Raw genomic sequence first — 17,106 nt, forward strand, 5'->3', positions numbered from 1 at the left:
TAAATTATTTTATCTATGATGCGATTACTTTTTCTGCTTAAATACAGATGATGGATTGCGCCAAGTATGTCCAAGCTCAGCAAGCATTTTATCGGCTTCAATAGGACCAAATGAGCCACTTGGATAAAAGCTTAATAAGCTTTTACCATGCTTTTGCACGTACTGAATAATCGGGTCAATGATATTCCAGCAGGCTTCGACTGCATCATTTCGAGCAAATAAAGTATTATCCCCCTGCAAAGCATCAAGGATCAAGCGTTCATAGGCAGTTGGCATCGATTTCTGCGCGAAGTCAGAATAGTAAAAACCCATATCGACTTCATGCGTTTTAAAACCACTACCTGGTTCTTTGGCAGCAAAGCTTAATTTAATGCCCTCATCCGGCTGAATACGAATAACCAATTGATTTTTAAACTTGGTAATCTTCTGCACTTGTGAGAAGAAAGGATGAGGTGTCGCCTTAAAGTTAATCACCACCTCAGAAACACGTTGATTCAAGCGCTTCCCAGTGCGCACATAAAACGGCACATCATGCCAACGCCAATTATCAATAAAAAAGCGAATCGCGGCATAAGTTTCTGTTGTTGAGTTTGCAGCAACGCCCTCTTCATCGCGATAGCCGCCTTTACAAACACCTTGCACACAGCCTTCTTGATATTGCCCTGTGACGACATTCTCTTTAATATCTTCAGCTGACTTAAAGCGACGAATCGATTGAAATACCTTTAAGGTTTCATTACGGATTGAATAGGCATCCATCTTTGCCGGTGGCTCCATAGCGACAATTCCTAAGAGCTGCAACAGGTGATTCTGAATCATGTCACGAATCGCCCCATTTTGATCATAATAGCCGGCACGCGAGCCAAGACCAATTGCCTCATTGGCATAGATCTGAACATTTTCAATATGTGAAGCATTCCATAGTGGTTCAAAAATCGCATTAGCAAAGCGAAATACCAATAGGTTTTGAACGGTTTCTTTTCCTAGATAATGATCAATGCGAAATAACTGTGACTCTTGATAATGCTGCAATAAATGCGCATTCAAAGCTTGAGCACTTTGCTCATCTGTACCAAAGGGCTTCTCAATAATAATGCGCTTATAACCATCATGCTCGTCATTAAGCCCAAGTTTGGCAATATGCTGTGGAATCTCATAGTATAAGCTTGGTGGCGTTGACAGGTAAAATAAGAAATTATGTTCAAGCTTATGTGTTTTACACAGTGCCTTTAAGCGCTTTTGTAAGCAGACATAACCCTCATCTTTATAGACATCTATCTGCTGATAAAACACTTGGCTTAAGAACTTATCGATCGCTTTTTTTTCTTTTGGATGCTCCTCCAGCAGCGCTTCTTGCATTTTTTGACGAAAACTTTCATCATCAAACTCACTACGCGACACACCCAATACAATATTGCTTTTACTTAAGTCTTTTTGCTGATAAAGACTAAATATTGCTGGCATTAATTTGCGTGCGGTTAAATCCCCAGAGGCACCAAAAATGACGATAACTCCGTTTGCTAGCTTCTTTTGCATCAAGCTTCTCTAGTTAGTGATCAAACGCCGTTATTTATATCATTTTTTACTGATAAGTTCACCTGCTAATTGCTTTGAAGCTGAGAATAAATTAGGACTTAAGCCATGAATTAAAGATCTGAACATCGCGCTCTGATAACGTCCCTGCATCAAGCTTAAGTTGCAAGACATCGGTCACATATTTGTATTTAGACGCTGCTAACAATGACATGCTTTCATATAATTTTTGCAACTGATCTAACACTTCAGTAATGGTTGAACTACCCACCTTATAACGTGCTTGATATTGTTTATACGCTGCATCACCTGCGATAACGGATTGTTTATAGGCTTCAATCTGCTTGACATCAGAGATCACATTATAGAAATCGACTTCGATATTCTGCGTAATCGTGCGTTGCTGATCGAGCGTGGTAAATTCCGCTGCTTGATAATTAAATGCTGCTTGCTTTCTAGCAGCATAATCACTACCACCATTTAGAATATTCCAGCTAAAGGTTACGCCAACATAGCCATTACTATAATTGCCTAAAGGTAAAGTTGCCGCATTTGTTGCAAAGCTACTACCTGAATTATCATTCACACTATAATTCGCCATTAAACTGACATTCGGCAGGAAATTGCCTGTTGATGCAGACCAGGTTTTTGCTGCTGCATTTTGGGTATAAAGCTGCGCTTTGAGATTTGGATTACTGGCATGTGCACGCTTAACCCACTCACCAATACTATCTGGTGATGGATTGGTGAAATTCACATTATCCTTTAAATCAGCTAATGATTTGTTATCGACACCCGTGTATTGATACAAAGCATAATAAGCCGATGCAACATTATTCTCTGCAGCTTTCAAGTCCGCTAACGCACTATAATAGTTTGACTCAGCGACTTTAACATCAACACTGGTGGACATCCCAACCTTAAGCTTAAGTTTTGACTGATCAAGTGTACTTTGTACTGCTTTGAGTTTCGCCTTTAAAAAGACAACCTGCTCTTTAGCATTGAGCACATTAAAGTATGCCGTTGCCACATCTAAAATAAACTGCTGTTTTTGCGCATTATAAGTTTCTTCAGCACTTAAAGCACTTTGTTTTGAGGCTTGATAAGTTTGATAGCTTCCGTAATTAAAAAGCGTTTGCGTGAGACTAATACCTGCTGTGTAATTACGATAACTGCCACTTTCTGGTGTTGTCTGAATCTGATTAAGTGTGGCTCCTGCGTTTAAAGCAATATTTGGTAGCAAAGCGCCTAAGGCAATTGGCTCAGCCATCTTGCTTGATTGCATCGTATAAAAATCAGCTTTATATTGCGGAGAGTTCTCAAGTGCTTGTTGGTAAATTTGCACCAAATTTTCAACTGGCGTATCCGTAGTTGCCATAGCAACACCTGCACTTATTGCAAGTGATAGCCCCAGAAGTGTTTTTATTTTAAAGGTCATACCTTTTCTTCCTAATTTTAATGTTCAATAAAGCACCTTGCTATTATAGTCGCTCTTTCACCCATTCGTGCACCGAAGTCATCGCTTTTGGCAAGTTTTGTGGATCATTACCACCTGCTTGCGCCATATCAGGACGCCCACCACCTTTACCACCAACTTGATTTGCAATGAAATTAATTAATTCACCGGCTTTAATCTTATCAGTGATTGCTTTACTCACACCTACGGCAATTTGTGCTTTACCTTCATTTTCAGTAGAAAGTGCAACAACCACTTTGGTTTTTTGTGCTTTGTATTGATCAATTTTCTCGCGTAGCACGCCCATATCAACATTTGGCAATAGCGCTGAGATCAGTGTAACATCATCAATTTGCGCTTCATCAATGGCAACAGCATCGCCTGATGAAATTTGCTGCTTTAAACCTTTAATCACCTTATCTTGTGCTTTGATTTGCTGCTGCAATTTCAATAATTTATCCAAGACATTATCATCATTAGACTTTAATAGCTCATGAATCGTTGTTAATGTCTCTTCTTTTTCCTCTATATAGTTTTCAGCATAAAGACCTGTGACTGCTTCAATACGACGCACGCCAGAAGCAATACCGCTTTCAGAGGTTATTTTAAATAAACCAATATCACCCGTTTGAGCGACATGCGTACCTCCGCAAAGCTCAATCGAGAAATCTCCAACGCGCAAGACACGCACGATATCGCCATATTTTTCACCAAAAAGCGCCATCGCACCCATATCTTTAGCCACTTCAGGCGAGGTTTCTATCGTTTCTACAGAAAGGTTTTGACGAATAATCGCATTAACCAAACGCTCTACTTCTTTTATCTGCTTTGTCGTGACTGCTGATGGGTTTGAAAAATCAAAACGTAATTTATTACACTCAACCAATGAGCCTTTTTGCTCAACATGACAACCAACAATTTCGCGTAATGCTGCATGCAATAAATGTGTTGCTGTGTGATGCGCTGCTGTTGTTGCACGTTTATTAGAGATTTGTGCTGTTACTTCGTCATCAATAGAGAAGCCCCCCTTTGTTACCTTACCAATGTGTAAAAAAGCAGATCCTGATTTTTGCACATCTTCGACAGTGAACTCACTACCTAATGCTTCGATCACACCTTTATCGGCAACCTGTCCACCAGACTCCGCATAAAAAGGTGTTTGATTCAAAATAATAACACCTTCTTGCCCTATCATAAGTTTATCTGTTTTTTTACCTTCACTAAAAAGTGCTAACACATGCGCATCGGATACCGGCACTGAGTAACCAACAAAAGTTGTCTGTAAATCCGTCTTGATCATTTGATTATAATCAACACCGAATTTACTGGCGGACTTTGCCCGCGCTTTTTGCGCTTCCATAGCATTTGTGAAGCCTGCTTCATCAACCGTTAAATTGCGCTCTCTGGCAATATCCGCTGTTAAATCCAATGGAAAACCATAGGTATCATAAAGCTTAAATGCCGTCTGCCCTGAGATCACATTACTATCAAGTGTGGCAATTTCCTCTTCAAGGATTTTCATGCCATGACTTAGCGTTTTTTCAAATTGCTCTTCTTCTTTTCTTAAGACATCCTCAATCAACGCTTGTTTTTCTTTCAAAACGGGATAGACCTCAGCCATCACAGCAACCAATGTCGCCACTAGTCGATAAAAGAAAATTTCCGTTGCACCTAGCTTATCACCATGGCGCACGGCTCTACGAATAATGCGACGCAATACATAACCTCGCCCTTCATTTGAAGGTAAAACACCATCGACAATTAAGAAACTGCATGCGCGAATATGATCTGCTAAAACTTTAAGCGATGGATTATCGATATCTTCTGTTGCCACAATCTTTGCTGCCGCATCAATAAGTTTCTGAAATATATCAATCTCATAATTGCTATGCACATGCTGCAATACTGCTGCAATGCGCTCAAGCCCCATCCCCGTATCAACCGACGGATTAGGTAATTTCTCTAAAGTACCATCAATCAAGCGATTGTATTGCATAAACACCAGATTCCAGATCTCGATATAGCGATCTCCATCTTCCTCAGGCGTCCCTGGAGGACCTCCGGCAACTTCCTCCCCATGATCATAAAAGATCTCAGTGCATGGTCCACAAGGACCTGTGTCACCCATTGCCCAGAAATTATCTTTAGCACCTATGCGTGATAGACGCTTAGGATCAACACCGACTTCTTTGATCCAGATATCCTCAGCTTCTTTATCTTCTTCAAAGACAGTCACCCAAAGCTTCTCCTTAGGAAGCTTCAGTACTTCGGTCAGATACTCCCAAGCATAGAAAATAGCATCACGTTTAAAATAATCACCGAAGCTAAAGTTACCGAGCATTTCAAAAAAAGTATGATGACGCGCCGTATAGCCAACATTCTCTAAATCATTATGTTTGCCACCTGCACGCACACATTTTTGTGAGCTGACAGCACGCGTATACGATCTTTTATCCGCACCCAAAAAAACATCTTTGAACTGCACCATCCCAGCATTTGTGAATAATAAGGTTTCATCATTCACTGGCACCAACGATGAGCTTGCTACCTCTTGGTGCCCTTTGGATTTAAAAAAGTCAATAAAAGACCGTCTAATTTCATTAGTTGTAATCATGCTTGCTCTACTGGTGTCAATTTAAAATTCAAAATCGATGCCTAGTTTACTATAGAATCGCAGCTTGGCAAAAGTAGTTAGCGCAAAATTTCTGTCATTGACTATACTTTTGTGTGCACGACAAAATAACTTTACAGGAGTTTACCATGAGCCAAAAATCTCATTTCTGGGTGTTTTTAATTTTCTTTATATCATGCATTGCATCACAATTTGCTCATGCAGCCATTTCCGTTTCACCGCTTAGACTGGAGTTTGGTGATGGCAGTAATATGAGTAAGCCACAAAATATTCTTATCAAAAACATTGGAACTAAAGTGGCATTTGTCAAACTTAAAATTTTAAGCATTCACAATTTAAACACCAAAGATCGTCAAGAAATCCAATTAGAAAATAAAAGTAGCAATGGCGTTTTTTTCTTACCTGATAAATTAATTTTAAAACCTCAACAATCAAAATTAGTACGTGTCATGATGACGGAACCCGCTACTGACAAAGATAAAATCTTTCTGATAGAGTCAACTGAAGTTGAAAGTTTAGACAGTGAGAAAAAAACAAAAGCCCAAATTATTTATGCAACTTCAGTGATTGTTCATGCAAAAAATGCAACTCCTGATGTGAAGGCATCGCGCAGTGATCGCAATATAACATTAAGTAATAGCGGCAATACCTCAGCTAAAATCACTTCTCATATGCAATGTGATGATAAAGATGAGAACTGTCAAGATCCGCGCATTGTTATGCAGCTACTTGCTGGTCAAACTGTTACAGTTACAGCCCCTTATGCAAGGCCTTTGACTTATGATGTTCGCTACCTTGATCAAAAACTTACACAAAGCTCTAATTAGGGCTATTTTCACTTATTTACTACTATGTCAAAATATTGGATTGGCAAGCAATCAGAATGCGTTAAATACTCCACTTAGCGTCACAAGCATCCCTTTAGAGTTTCAAGATATGGCTCAAGATTTTTTAAATGAAGTGAGTGTTTACTACAATGGTGATTTAGTAGGTGACTTTAGAATTGAAATCATTGATGGCAAGCTGCAATTTATAGAACCCCAAAAGCTGATTGACAAAATCAAAGGTTTAGCTAACCCATCAGAGATGATTACACGCCTTTCATTACCATTTGATACAAATACAACTTACGCCTGCCCAGATAAAAAATCTGGCATTCCAGTTTGCTCTAGCTTTAAAGCAAATAAACTTTCCATTGTTTTCAACCCCGATTGGTTTCGTGTGGATTTATTTATTCCTGCCAAGTATCTTAGAACCTTATCACACAACAATTATTTGATAAAAACACCAGGACTTACGTTTCCCTCTTGGCTTAATAATTTCCTCCTCACTGCGGCAGGAAAATTTAAGGATATCCAAACAGGTTCTGGCACTCAAACGCTCTTTAATACCGGTTCTATTTCAAGTGGTGATCTAGCGTTAAATTACCAACTAGCAACAACCAGAGTATCAAACAATGGTACATCAACGATCAATAATAACTTCAATGAACTTGCAGCAACTTACTACCTTGATCGTTATCAATATCAAACAGGCTATTTACAAACACCAGGGAATTACTTTGTCAGCAATCAACGTATTTTTGGTGTTGGAATAAGTAGCAATAAAAATTTACTCAATCAAAGTTATTTGTATAAATATGCTCAAAACCTAAGCTTATATTTAGATAATCCAAGTCAAGTGAACATTTATAAAGACGATAATCTTATGAGCTCCGATGACTATCCTGCTGGCTTGCAACAAATAGACACATCAAACCTGCCTTATGGTTCCTATCAAATAAAAATTGTCATTACAGACTTCTTAGGCGCAACAAAGGAAATCACTCAATTTTTCTTTAAGAATACTTCTCTTCCGCCCGCTCAGTTTCCAGACTTATTTATCTATACTGGATATTTATCTAATACAACCACGGATAACAATTATTTTCCCGATTATCAGAATGATAGCTATGTCGTTAATTTTGGTTCAAACCTAAAGATTGGTCGACACTGGGGTGCTAAAGCTGCATGGCTTCAAGTCAAAGATGATATATATCTTGATTTTGGGCTCTATGCAGTCTATGAAAAAACTTATTTTGAGCCATCTTTTATGGTCAGTGCACAAAATGATTATGGCGCTGCCTTAAATATTACTTACCAACATAATGATTTTCTTAGTAGCAACCTTTTTATTCGCTCACTTTGGGCAGAAAAAACCACAGAACAACAGGCGCAAGTAGTAGATTTATTTACCACAACAAATACACAGCTCAATTACTCCTTATCAATCAACTATAATCAACATAATGCCGTCTTAAGTAGTACACTGGATAAGACTCAAGGAACTCCTGTTGATTATACATTATCTACTTCTTATAACTATCCCATCTATTCAACAAAAGCACTAAAGGTTTCACTTGGTTTTAGTAGCAATTACACAAAAAATAACTTTAGTATTGCAACAAATATAACGATCACCTTTGGTTCAACTCATTGGGCAACCACAGCATCCAATCGCTATAATTCAGCAAGCAGTACATTTAGCAATGAATTAGCTGTTGCTTATACTACACAAGAAAGCAACAACATTACCAATGCGTCCTTAAATTATATCAATGAAGACAGTAACAATGGTCTATCCGCCTACTTGTATCAACAATCTGAAAACATCTTATTACGTAGCAATTTAAATTACAGCAATACGAATGAGGCTATTTACAACTTAACCTTAAGCTCCGCGATTGCTTGGAGTTATCCATTTAGCTTTGGTTTAGGTTATATCGCAAATACGCAACCATTACCCGCAGGTGCACTTATTTCAGTTACTAGCTCTAGTGGCGAGGATGGCGAATTTGAGGTGTATGACTATACTCGCAACATCGGCAAACTTAATCTCAATCAGGCAAAATTATTTCCATTGGAAGCATTTCGCGAGCATCAAATATCTATTCGATCTATCTCAAATAGTGCATATGAATTTGATGCTGATACCAAAAACAATACGGTAATGCCGGGTAATATCTTGAATAATCACTGGCAGGTCATTCAATATATTACTGCATCTGCTATCTTAGTTAACCCAGATAAAGAGCCAATTACAGATGCTTACTTAGTAATAAATGACAATATTTACTCATCAGATAGTAATGGCTTAATCTACTTTGAATATCCTAACAGTAGTGATCAACTAATATTTACCTTATCATCTGGAGGTAAATGTTCTATTACGAACATTCCTAAAGCACCAAGTAAGACAAGCTATATTCTCAACATTGGCACCATCATTTGCTATTCATCTAACAGCAAATAACCATAGATCAATGTGCAAAGTATTAATGTTAAGTATTAAATGACTCTTTTTTAATCAAAAGTTTGATTTTATAACATATACTGCTATATTCACAGTGAAGCAAACTCTAATTAAGTTTGTTCTAATGTGACTATGACAACCAATATAACAAGAACAAAACAACGTAAGTATTTGCGGCGCTACTGCCACCCCCATATGTGATATAGTCTATAGATTTTTTCGTTGCTTTGTTTTATCAACAGAAAAACAAAGGAGAAACACGATGAATATTCGCAAAATAACCTCACTAATCTGCTGTTTTGCCCTCACTGGTTTTACAGCCCAATCTTTTGCATTTTCTAATCAAGATGCGGCAATTACTGCTACTGAAACGATAGCTGAATCATGCTCTCTAAGTGCGGGAACGGAAGGCTTGACCCAAACCATCTTAGAAACTGGAGGTTCTGACCAAACGACTGTTTTTGGCACATTTACCACCTCATGTAATTCTGCTTCAGGCTTTACCTATGCAATCAAAAATGATGATGATACTTGTGCTTTTGTTAATGGATCTAGCACTGTGTACTGGAGCTTTAGTACAGGAACAGGCACCGTAGCCACTTTCTCAGGCACGCCTTCTGGCACAATATCAAATAGCTCAAACCTTGCAGTATCAGACCAGTGTCCTGATGATACAGGTGGATTTATTTCAATCCATAGTGTCTCTGCAGGAACCGTCTATAACGCTGTTTCAGTTGATTTAAAACCAGATGTATCTGGCGCTGGCGCCGCTAATCTATTAGAAGGGACTTACTCAGATGCTGTAACACTTAGACTAGCTGATGTTTAATTATGTCTATACATAAACAATTACTTTTTCAGTTCATCTTATTACTAGGGGGTAACTCTTTTCAGGTAGCATATGCCTCTTTTAGCAATCAAGATGCAACAGCAACTGCCTATGCCTACATAATGGAGCAATGCTCTATTTGGCATCAGGATCTTGAACAAAATAATCTAGCATCCTCTTGTAATTCTAACTCAGGATTCATCTATCAAATTAAAGACTTTGATGATATATGTCGGTTAATATTGAATGAAGCTAATACACAAAAAGCTAATGCTTCCTTTGATGAGAATAAAGATGAAGTTTATGCTAATGATGAAACCTTACTTGATTTACAATATTTGTGCTCACAAGATCATACTATATTTAGTGATTTACAAAAGGTCTCTGCAAGCCGAGTATATAATGAAGTTCCCATTAATTTAAATACCCCGAAAGACACATCATATAAACCACTTATAATCCGTTTAACCGATATCTAGAGTCCATAAACCGATGAAAGCTTATCTCTTTTTTTTACTGATCATATTGCATGAATCAACCGTAAGCTGCAGCTTATCTCTTTATGGTGGTGGCATACTCACCGCTAATGATTTAAGCTTTGGCGTCACTGAAAATACTTCTATTTTTGGCTATGCACAGATCAACTGCCCTGAAGGAGAAGGATATTATCTTGAGGTTAAAACAATCAATGGTTATAAGTTTATCAATTCATTAAATGAAAATATTTATATTAATTACAGTGTTAAAGTCAATGGTGTATCCATCGCTGACTTAACGCCAAATCAATATTTTCTTGTACATACCGAACCTGCTGATCCGATGGGTGAGCCAACGCAAAAAAACTATACGGCTACAGTAAGCTTTACAGGTCTAGGCTTAAATAATATTCCAGAAGGTGGTTATAGCGATACATTGTACTTCAGAATTAGTCCTTTAAATTAATCACTTCCCTCGCATAAAAAGCTTATCCAAATCACTCACCGTCATTTTCACCCAGGTTGGGCGTCCATGATTGCACTGATCTGCTCTTGCCGTGTGCTCCATATCGCGTAGCAATTGATTCATTTCCTCAATGGTAATTTGATCATGCGCGCGCACAGCTTTGTGACATGATATAGTTGCTAGGATTGCATGTATATAATCATCCATTGGTTTGGCTTTACCACTGACCTTAAGGCTATTAGCGATTTCTACGACTAGACTTTCAATATGATTATTCTTTAAATAAACGGGGATTGCACGAATCACTAAGGTTTTCTCACCCAGTGCCGAGTATTCAAATCCCAATTTATGAAGAAGTGCTTCATGCGCGTCTAACACATCAAGCAATACTGGACTTATCTCAAAGGTTAAAGGCAATAACAGCACTTGTGATACAGCTTCATGATTTGCCCATAGTGTTTTCACCTTTTCATATAACACCCGTTCATGTGCCGCATGCATATCAACAATAATCAGACCATCTTCCGTTTGTGACAAAATAAAAATGCCATGCACTTGTGCCAGGGCAAAACCCAATGGATAGGTTTTGGTCTCTTTTACAGGTGTTGCCTTTGGTGTTATTTCTGTCATTGTGACATTTTGATCTACCGTTGTTTCTAATGCCTCATCTATTACCAACGGCATCGCTAATTGTGTGGCATCCTGCCACTTATCTTGTGGCGTTTGTAATTCTACTTTATGAAGCGCTTCTATATCACTGGTATTTTCAGAAGATTGAATTTCTTCTTTTTGATTAATCAACTGCTCATACAGTGTCATATCATTGCGATGATCGGATCTTGTGTGATTAGTATATTGCGTTTGATCACGCCAATTTTGATTTGGCGAGGCTGAAGGCTTATCTGGCATACTAAATGTCAATGAATCAACGTTATTTTCAGTTTCAGATAACTCAGGTAATTGTGGCTTAGTATCTGCCAAGGCATGATGAATTTTAGCAAAAAGAAAATCATGCACTAAACGTGATTCGCGAAAACGTACTTCATGTTTAGTTGGGTGCACATTGACATCCACCGCATGTGGATCGATATTAAAAAACAAGATAAACGCTGGATATCGCTGGTGATGCAATACATCTTTATAAGCTTGCTTTATCGCATGCGCGATAAGCTTATCTTTTATAATTCGTCCATTGACATAAAAGTACTGCAAATCAGCACGTGACTTTGAAAACTGTGGTTTAGCAACCCAACCATATAATTGAAGATCCATTGCTTCGGCTTGAATCAATAAGGCATTATCAATAAATTCATCACCACAAATATCCGCAATACGCTGTTGTTGTTTTTGTGGTGTATCTGCCACGGGATATGATTTCACTTCTTTACCATTATGCCAAACGGTCAACGCCACATTAAAATGACAAAGCATAAACTTTTTCAATAGCTCATCAATATGCACATACTCTGTGCGCTCCGCCTTTAGAAATTTGCGTCTAGCAGGGGTGTTATAAAAAACTTCTGCCACTTCAATCGTCGTTCCAATCGGATGAGATGCGGGAATTAACTCATTATCTAATTGATTATCCACACACCATGCATGTTCATCTTGTGCTGTTCTTGAGGTAATCTTCACTTTAGCAATCGAGCCAATACTTGCTAGCGCCTCACCTCTAAAGCCCATGCTGCTAATCGCTTCAAGCTCTTCAAGTGAATATATTTTGCTTGTTGCATGCGGCATTAAGGTTAATGGCAAGTCATCTTTTTCAATACCCGAGCCATTATCACGTATCAAGATTTTTTCTTTGCCACCATGTTCAAGCTCAAGAATGATCTCTGTCGCTCCAGCATCTAGCGCGTTTTCAAATAACTCTTTGACAATCGAAGAAGGCCTTTCAACCACCTCGCCTGCTGCAATTTGGTTGGCTAGTTCAGTGGATAAGACTTTAATTCGCCTACTCATAATTTAATTCCGTTTGCACTTCTTTTTTGATAACGTTTTCATTTAGATAGTTGACAATCTGATTAGCAATATCACGCTTTGATGCCAAAGGCAATACTAATACTTGCTGATGATGCTTATTAAAAAGCTGCACCTCATTGTGATCACTATAAAAAGGAAAACCATTATCCGTATTAACTTGGTTTAATATTAGAAAGTCAAGATTCTTGCGTTCAATTTTAGCTAGCGCATATTCTCGTGCATTATGCGTTTCTGCAGCGAAACCGACACAACACGGTCTGTTTTTTGTTAAGCTTGCAACACTTGCCAAAATATCTTTATTCTTAATCAACTTCAAAGTTAATGCATCACTTTCATCGGTCTTTTTAATTTTCTCAACGGCACAAATTTGTGGACGATAATCAGCAACTGCAGCTGCTGCAATAAATAGATCTGCTGTTTTCACCTTCTCAAGCACCGCATCATGCATCTCATTGGCACTTCTTACCTGTACAACATCACAACCTTGAGAAGCTATTAATTGAGTAGGGCCTGAAATTAAGGTCACACCCCAACCGATATCAACAAAAGCTTCAGCTAATGCATAACCCATTTTACCTGAGCTGTGATTTGATAAATAACGCACAGGATCCAACGCCTCAACCGTGGGACCAGCAGTTATTACCACATGTTTATCCGTTTTTATTTTTGGCTTTAATATATGCTTTATAATCGCCTGAGGTTCCATTAAACGCCCATCACCAATATCTCCACAAGCTTGCTCACCAGCATCCGGTGGTAAAACAATAAATTTCCGATTTTTCAATTGATTTACATTCGCTTGTACTGCAGTATTCTGCCACATAACAACATTCATTGTTGGTGCTATAAATATCGGTTTATCCGTTGCAAGAATCACATTCCCCAGTAAGTCATCCGCCAAACCTAATGCTAACTTGGCAATGGTATTAGCTGATGCAGGAGCAATGACAATTTGATCTGCCCAACGCGCAAGTTCTATATGTTCAATCGGATGATCAGTGTATGCAAATAAATCATCATAGACTTTACCTTGTGACAATGCCTCAAAACTTAAACGGGTAACAAAAGCCTTAGCTGATTCAGTTAATAAAACCTTAACCTCACAATTTGCTTTAACAAGCAGCCTCGTTAACTCAAGTGCTTTATATGCAGCGATGCTGCCTGTGACACACAATAAAATCTTTTTCATTATTTATAATTAAAAATCCCTAAAATATTGACATCCATACTATACCTATCACGAATCATTTTACAGAATTTTATTGTATTGATTGCATTCCAATTACACCATATGGCATAGGCGCATTTTGAACTTCAATCCCAACAGGGTCACTCGCGGTTTTCAAAAGCGTCTGCTGTGTCGCAGGGTCATACGTTAGATAAACACCATCAATTGACGATAGATTTATCGTTGCAAACTCCTTATTAACACCCAGCGCGATGAAATGCGCATAACCCACAGGCGGAGGTGTCAGATTGTTTTCCGTAATAACGACCATAAAACCTTTAAAAGGCAAAACTTGTCTAACCGTTTGGTTGCTAAAAGGTACCGTTTCCGTTCTTAAAAAAGTGAGGCTAGGAGTTGCTGGCGTATACTTATAAAGCGCAACTGAAGATGCAAACGGCAATACTAAGAAATCTTCTGTTGCACTGTCAGGGATAATTTGTGGTGGATAAACTAGATTAGCTGAAGGTAGTAACGAAAGCACCTCTGTTGCAGTTGATAATGAGATTGGCTGATTGTTTAGTGATAAAGAAACAATACGTGTTAAACCAACATTTGTTGATAGAAAAATCAATGCTCTTGTTGTGCTTTGCTTACTTTCTAAATCAACTGGCAAAATATAGCTATTGGTAATATTGGCTATTTGTACCAAATTAAAATCTGTGTCAATCGCTGTACCACCAACAGTATAAAGCCATGCTTGAATCCAATTAGAGGTATCCTTCGTTATTGCAAGCGCGTATATGTCATTATAATCATTCACTAATTTCATATTGATCAGCGTCTTATCAACTGGCAATAATGCACTATAACCAATAGATAAAATCATTACACCTAAGCTCAATAATCGAGTTATTCTTTTTATTAAGGTATTTATCATAAACAACTCCTCTTTAAACTATGGTGAAATTTGCCAATTATTACTTGGTGGCGGTTTATTAGGTGCAATAGAGCTATTGTAATTCACATTTGCAATATATTGCGTACCTGAATAAGTGACTCGATCATCTTTATAGTAACGAACTTGATTATTATAGGTAGGTGCTGTGTTTTCAGGAATGATAATACGCCAACTATTGTATGGATTCGTATATGGGTTATCGCTCGTTGATGAAATATTTACAAATAGTTGATTATCATAGCTAATTTGTAGACCTTCAGTGTAAACAATATTTGAATTATAAGCTAAAGGAGAGCTATCTTGCGGCACCACACGCCAATTATTGCTTTGATTATAAGGGTCTTTATTAGCGTTACTTTTCTTAATATTCACGAACATAAAACCATTAAATGTTACCATATCCCCTGGGTTATAAACCTGACTTTGCCACGCACTCGCACCAAATTGTGCAACTGCCCATTTATTATTAGGTGGCGCTCCAACGTTTGTTCCATTATCAGCAGTAGCGACATACTGCACACCATTTTGAGTAATAATATCCCCTTTATAATATTTCACATCAGTATTCCAGTTAGGGTATGTCCCACCAGGAATCACCAAACGCCAATTATTTGGGTTACTGTACGGGTCTTTATTGTTGCCACTATTAATAGCAGCAGTTGAAACAAAAACTTGCCCATCAAAAGTAATATAACTTCCCTTTGGATATTGCTTACCTGAGTCATAATCAGGAAGCGAATTATCCTCCTGTCCTAATACATTCTGCCATGTTAAGGATGAAAAATCTGATGGTGTGGTTTTAAGCGTATCTAAGGCAATACTCGTATGCCAAGCATTAACTGTTGAAGTGTCATATAGCAATAAACTCCAACTCCATACGCCATCATCTAAATTCCAACCTTGCTCCAACCTATATGTACCATTATCTTCAAACTTTAATGAATAACTTCCTCCTGTAGCAGGACTAAGCACTACTTCTTTCCCTGTTGTTTCAATAGTTCCTGAGTTATCAATAGCAACAGTTCCAAAAAAACCAGCTTGTCCATCGGTTAACCCACCGGTTCCTGAGATTTGTTGTGCGACATTAAGATTAGTTAAAATAACCGTTGGGATATTAATATTTTGCGTCGTTTGTGGTGTTAAATCATTCTCCTGACGATATTGGCTCGGTGCATTAACAACTGCGACATAATCTGCTTGATGCCCTGTTTGCGCAGAAACCTGCATAGTCACATGGTACTGTAAAACTGCTGAGGCATTGTTTAATGCAACACTATCTGGAAATATGGCTTCATGCAAAAGTGTATTGACACTACTTGTGACCGTGACAGTTGAACTGCCTGAGCTATAATTTTTAACACTTGAAAAAACCGGTGTATTGGTATAAACATAATCATTCGCCTCTAAAGTTTCTTTTAGCGACAAAAAAGCACTATTACGTGAGTTGTTATAATTTTCAATGGCTTGATTCTGCACAACACTGGTTTTTAGCATATATAAAATTGAGCCAGACAGTATTGAGACAACTGCGACAATAATTAACGCAATAAGTAATACGCCACCGTGTTGATTATATTTTATTTTATACATAGCCAACTCACCAAGATAATCCATACCACACAAAGTATAGATCAGTTATCATTGGTTTTCCTTGTCATTTTAGAAAAAATATCAGAAGTTTTTATGATAAATCCTATACCACAAAACAAAAAGGCTCCCTAAGGAGCCTCTTGAATTTGTGTTGTGTTGCGATGTACCATCGTCTTGCAATGTCGAATAATTTGGCGGTGTCCTACTTAACTTCAGGCGTCCTGCCTTACGCCATTACATGGTCAATGTCATGCTTCCATTGATCAAATTTGTTCCCAACAAATTTGTCACATGGCGAATGGTGAGACGGAAAAATCAAATAGTGCCAACTATTTGCCGTCGAACGCCACTTGTAACGGATTAGCAAGTGGCCGATTTGAAAAAATACAGGATGTATTTTTGATAAATACACTATCATCGGCGTTATTCGGTTTTACTTCGTCAGTTCGGAAAAGCAAAAAGGCACCGATAGGTGCCTTTCTAAATAAAAAACCTGATGATGTTCTACTTTCACATGGCGAATGCCACACTATCATCGACGCTAACTGTTTTCACTTCTGAGTTCGGAATGGAATCAGGTGGTTCACAGTCGCTATCTTCATCAGGTAACTGTCAAGCTGAAAGCTCTAACAATCTATCACAGAGTAATAACCAAGTCTCTCGGGCAATTAGTACTGGTTAGCTTCATACATTACTGCACTTCTACAGCCAGCCTATCAACGTC

The 17,106-nt window shown here is 38.1% G+C and carries 12 protein-coding genes and 1 rRNA gene; 5 read left to right on the forward strand and 8 right to left on the reverse strand.

Annotated elements, in window-relative coordinates:
• Nucleotides 1–24: 24 nt before the first annotated feature.
• The 3 genes from zwf to alaS form a co-directional block, all read right to left on the reverse strand.
• Nucleotides 25–1,536, reverse strand: a complete 1,512-nt coding sequence (gene zwf, locus DNJ75_RS04245; RefSeq protein WP_117001942.1) for a glucose-6-phosphate dehydrogenase — start codon at nucleotides 1,534–1,536, stop codon at nucleotides 25–27.
• 91 nt (nucleotides 1,537–1,627) lie between these two features.
• The gene (locus DNJ75_RS04250) at nucleotides 1,628–2,971 is read right to left on the reverse strand and encodes a TolC family outer membrane protein (protein WP_117001943.1); all 1,344 of its coding nucleotides are present in this window, start codon (nucleotides 2,969–2,971) and stop codon (nucleotides 1,628–1,630) included.
• 43 nt (nucleotides 2,972–3,014) lie between these two features.
• Nucleotides 3,015–5,603: an alanine--tRNA ligase gene (alaS, locus tag DNJ75_RS04255; protein ID WP_117001944.1), complete on the reverse strand. Its 2,589-nt coding sequence runs from the start codon at nucleotides 5,601–5,603 to the stop codon at nucleotides 3,015–3,017.
• Between the two features lie 146 nt (nucleotides 5,604–5,749).
• On the opposite strand from alaS, the gene DNJ75_RS04260 reads away from it, so the two are divergent.
• The 5 genes from DNJ75_RS04260 to DNJ75_RS04280 all read left to right on the forward strand — a co-directional run bounded on the left by DNJ75_RS04260 (nucleotide 5,750) and on the right by DNJ75_RS04280 (nucleotide 10,683).
• Nucleotides 5,750–6,448: a fimbrial biogenesis chaperone gene (locus DNJ75_RS04260; RefSeq protein ID WP_117001945.1), complete on the forward strand. Its 699-nt coding sequence runs from the start codon at nucleotides 5,750–5,752 to the stop codon at nucleotides 6,446–6,448.
• Nucleotides 6,402–8,912 carry a TcfC E-set like domain-containing protein gene (locus DNJ75_RS04265; RefSeq protein WP_117001946.1) on the forward strand — a complete coding sequence of 837 codons (2,511 nt, stop codon included), beginning with the start codon at nucleotides 6,402–6,404 and terminating at the stop codon, nucleotides 8,910–8,912. Before DNJ75_RS04260 ends, DNJ75_RS04265 begins: the two co-directional genes overlap by 47 nt.
• 262 nt (nucleotides 8,913–9,174) lie before the next feature.
• Nucleotides 9,175–9,741, forward strand: coding sequence for a hypothetical protein (locus tag DNJ75_RS04270; RefSeq protein WP_117001947.1), 567 nt, complete (start codon nucleotides 9,175–9,177; stop codon nucleotides 9,739–9,741).
• A gap of 2 nt (nucleotides 9,742–9,743) precedes the next feature.
• Nucleotides 9,744–10,220: a hypothetical protein gene (locus DNJ75_RS04275; RefSeq protein ID WP_117001948.1), complete on the forward strand. Its 477-nt coding sequence runs from the start codon at nucleotides 9,744–9,746 to the stop codon at nucleotides 10,218–10,220.
• 13 nt (nucleotides 10,221–10,233) lie between these two features.
• Nucleotides 10,234–10,683 (forward strand): hypothetical protein, encoded by a 450-nt coding sequence (locus DNJ75_RS04280; protein WP_117001949.1) that lies wholly within the window; start codon nucleotides 10,234–10,236, stop codon nucleotides 10,681–10,683.
• Here the strand turns inward: DNJ75_RS04280 and mutL are convergent, their stop codons facing one another.
• From mutL to rrf, 5 genes are all read right to left on the reverse strand, one after another.
• On the reverse strand, nucleotides 10,684–12,645 hold the full coding sequence (gene mutL / locus DNJ75_RS04285; protein ID WP_117001950.1) for a DNA mismatch repair endonuclease MutL: 1,962 nt from the start codon (nucleotides 12,643–12,645) through the stop codon (nucleotides 10,684–10,686).
• On the reverse strand, nucleotides 12,638–13,855 hold the full coding sequence (gene coaBC, locus DNJ75_RS04290; RefSeq protein WP_117001951.1) for a bifunctional phosphopantothenoylcysteine decarboxylase/phosphopantothenate--cysteine ligase CoaBC: 1,218 nt from the start codon (nucleotides 13,853–13,855) through the stop codon (nucleotides 12,638–12,640). Before coaBC ends, mutL begins: the two co-directional genes overlap by 8 nt.
• 70 nt (nucleotides 13,856–13,925) lie before the next feature.
• A complete protein-coding gene (locus tag DNJ75_RS04295) occupies nucleotides 13,926–14,771 on the reverse strand; it encodes a hypothetical protein (protein ID WP_117001952.1) in 846 nt (281 codons plus the stop codon).
• Between the two features lie 18 nt (nucleotides 14,772–14,789).
• Entirely contained in the window at nucleotides 14,790–16,382 is a 1,593-nt protein-coding gene (locus DNJ75_RS04300; RefSeq protein WP_150468928.1) for a hypothetical protein, read from the reverse strand.
• Between the two features lie 491 nt (nucleotides 16,383–16,873).
• Nucleotides 16,874–16,988, reverse strand: a 5S ribosomal RNA gene (gene rrf / locus DNJ75_RS04305).
• Nucleotides 16,989–17,106: the final 118 nt, after the last annotated feature.

The sequence above is a fragment of the Cysteiniphilum litorale genome (genome assembly GCF_003428165.1).
GTDB classification, from domain to species: Bacteria; Pseudomonadota; Gammaproteobacteria; order Francisellales; family Francisellaceae; genus Caedibacter; species Caedibacter litoralis.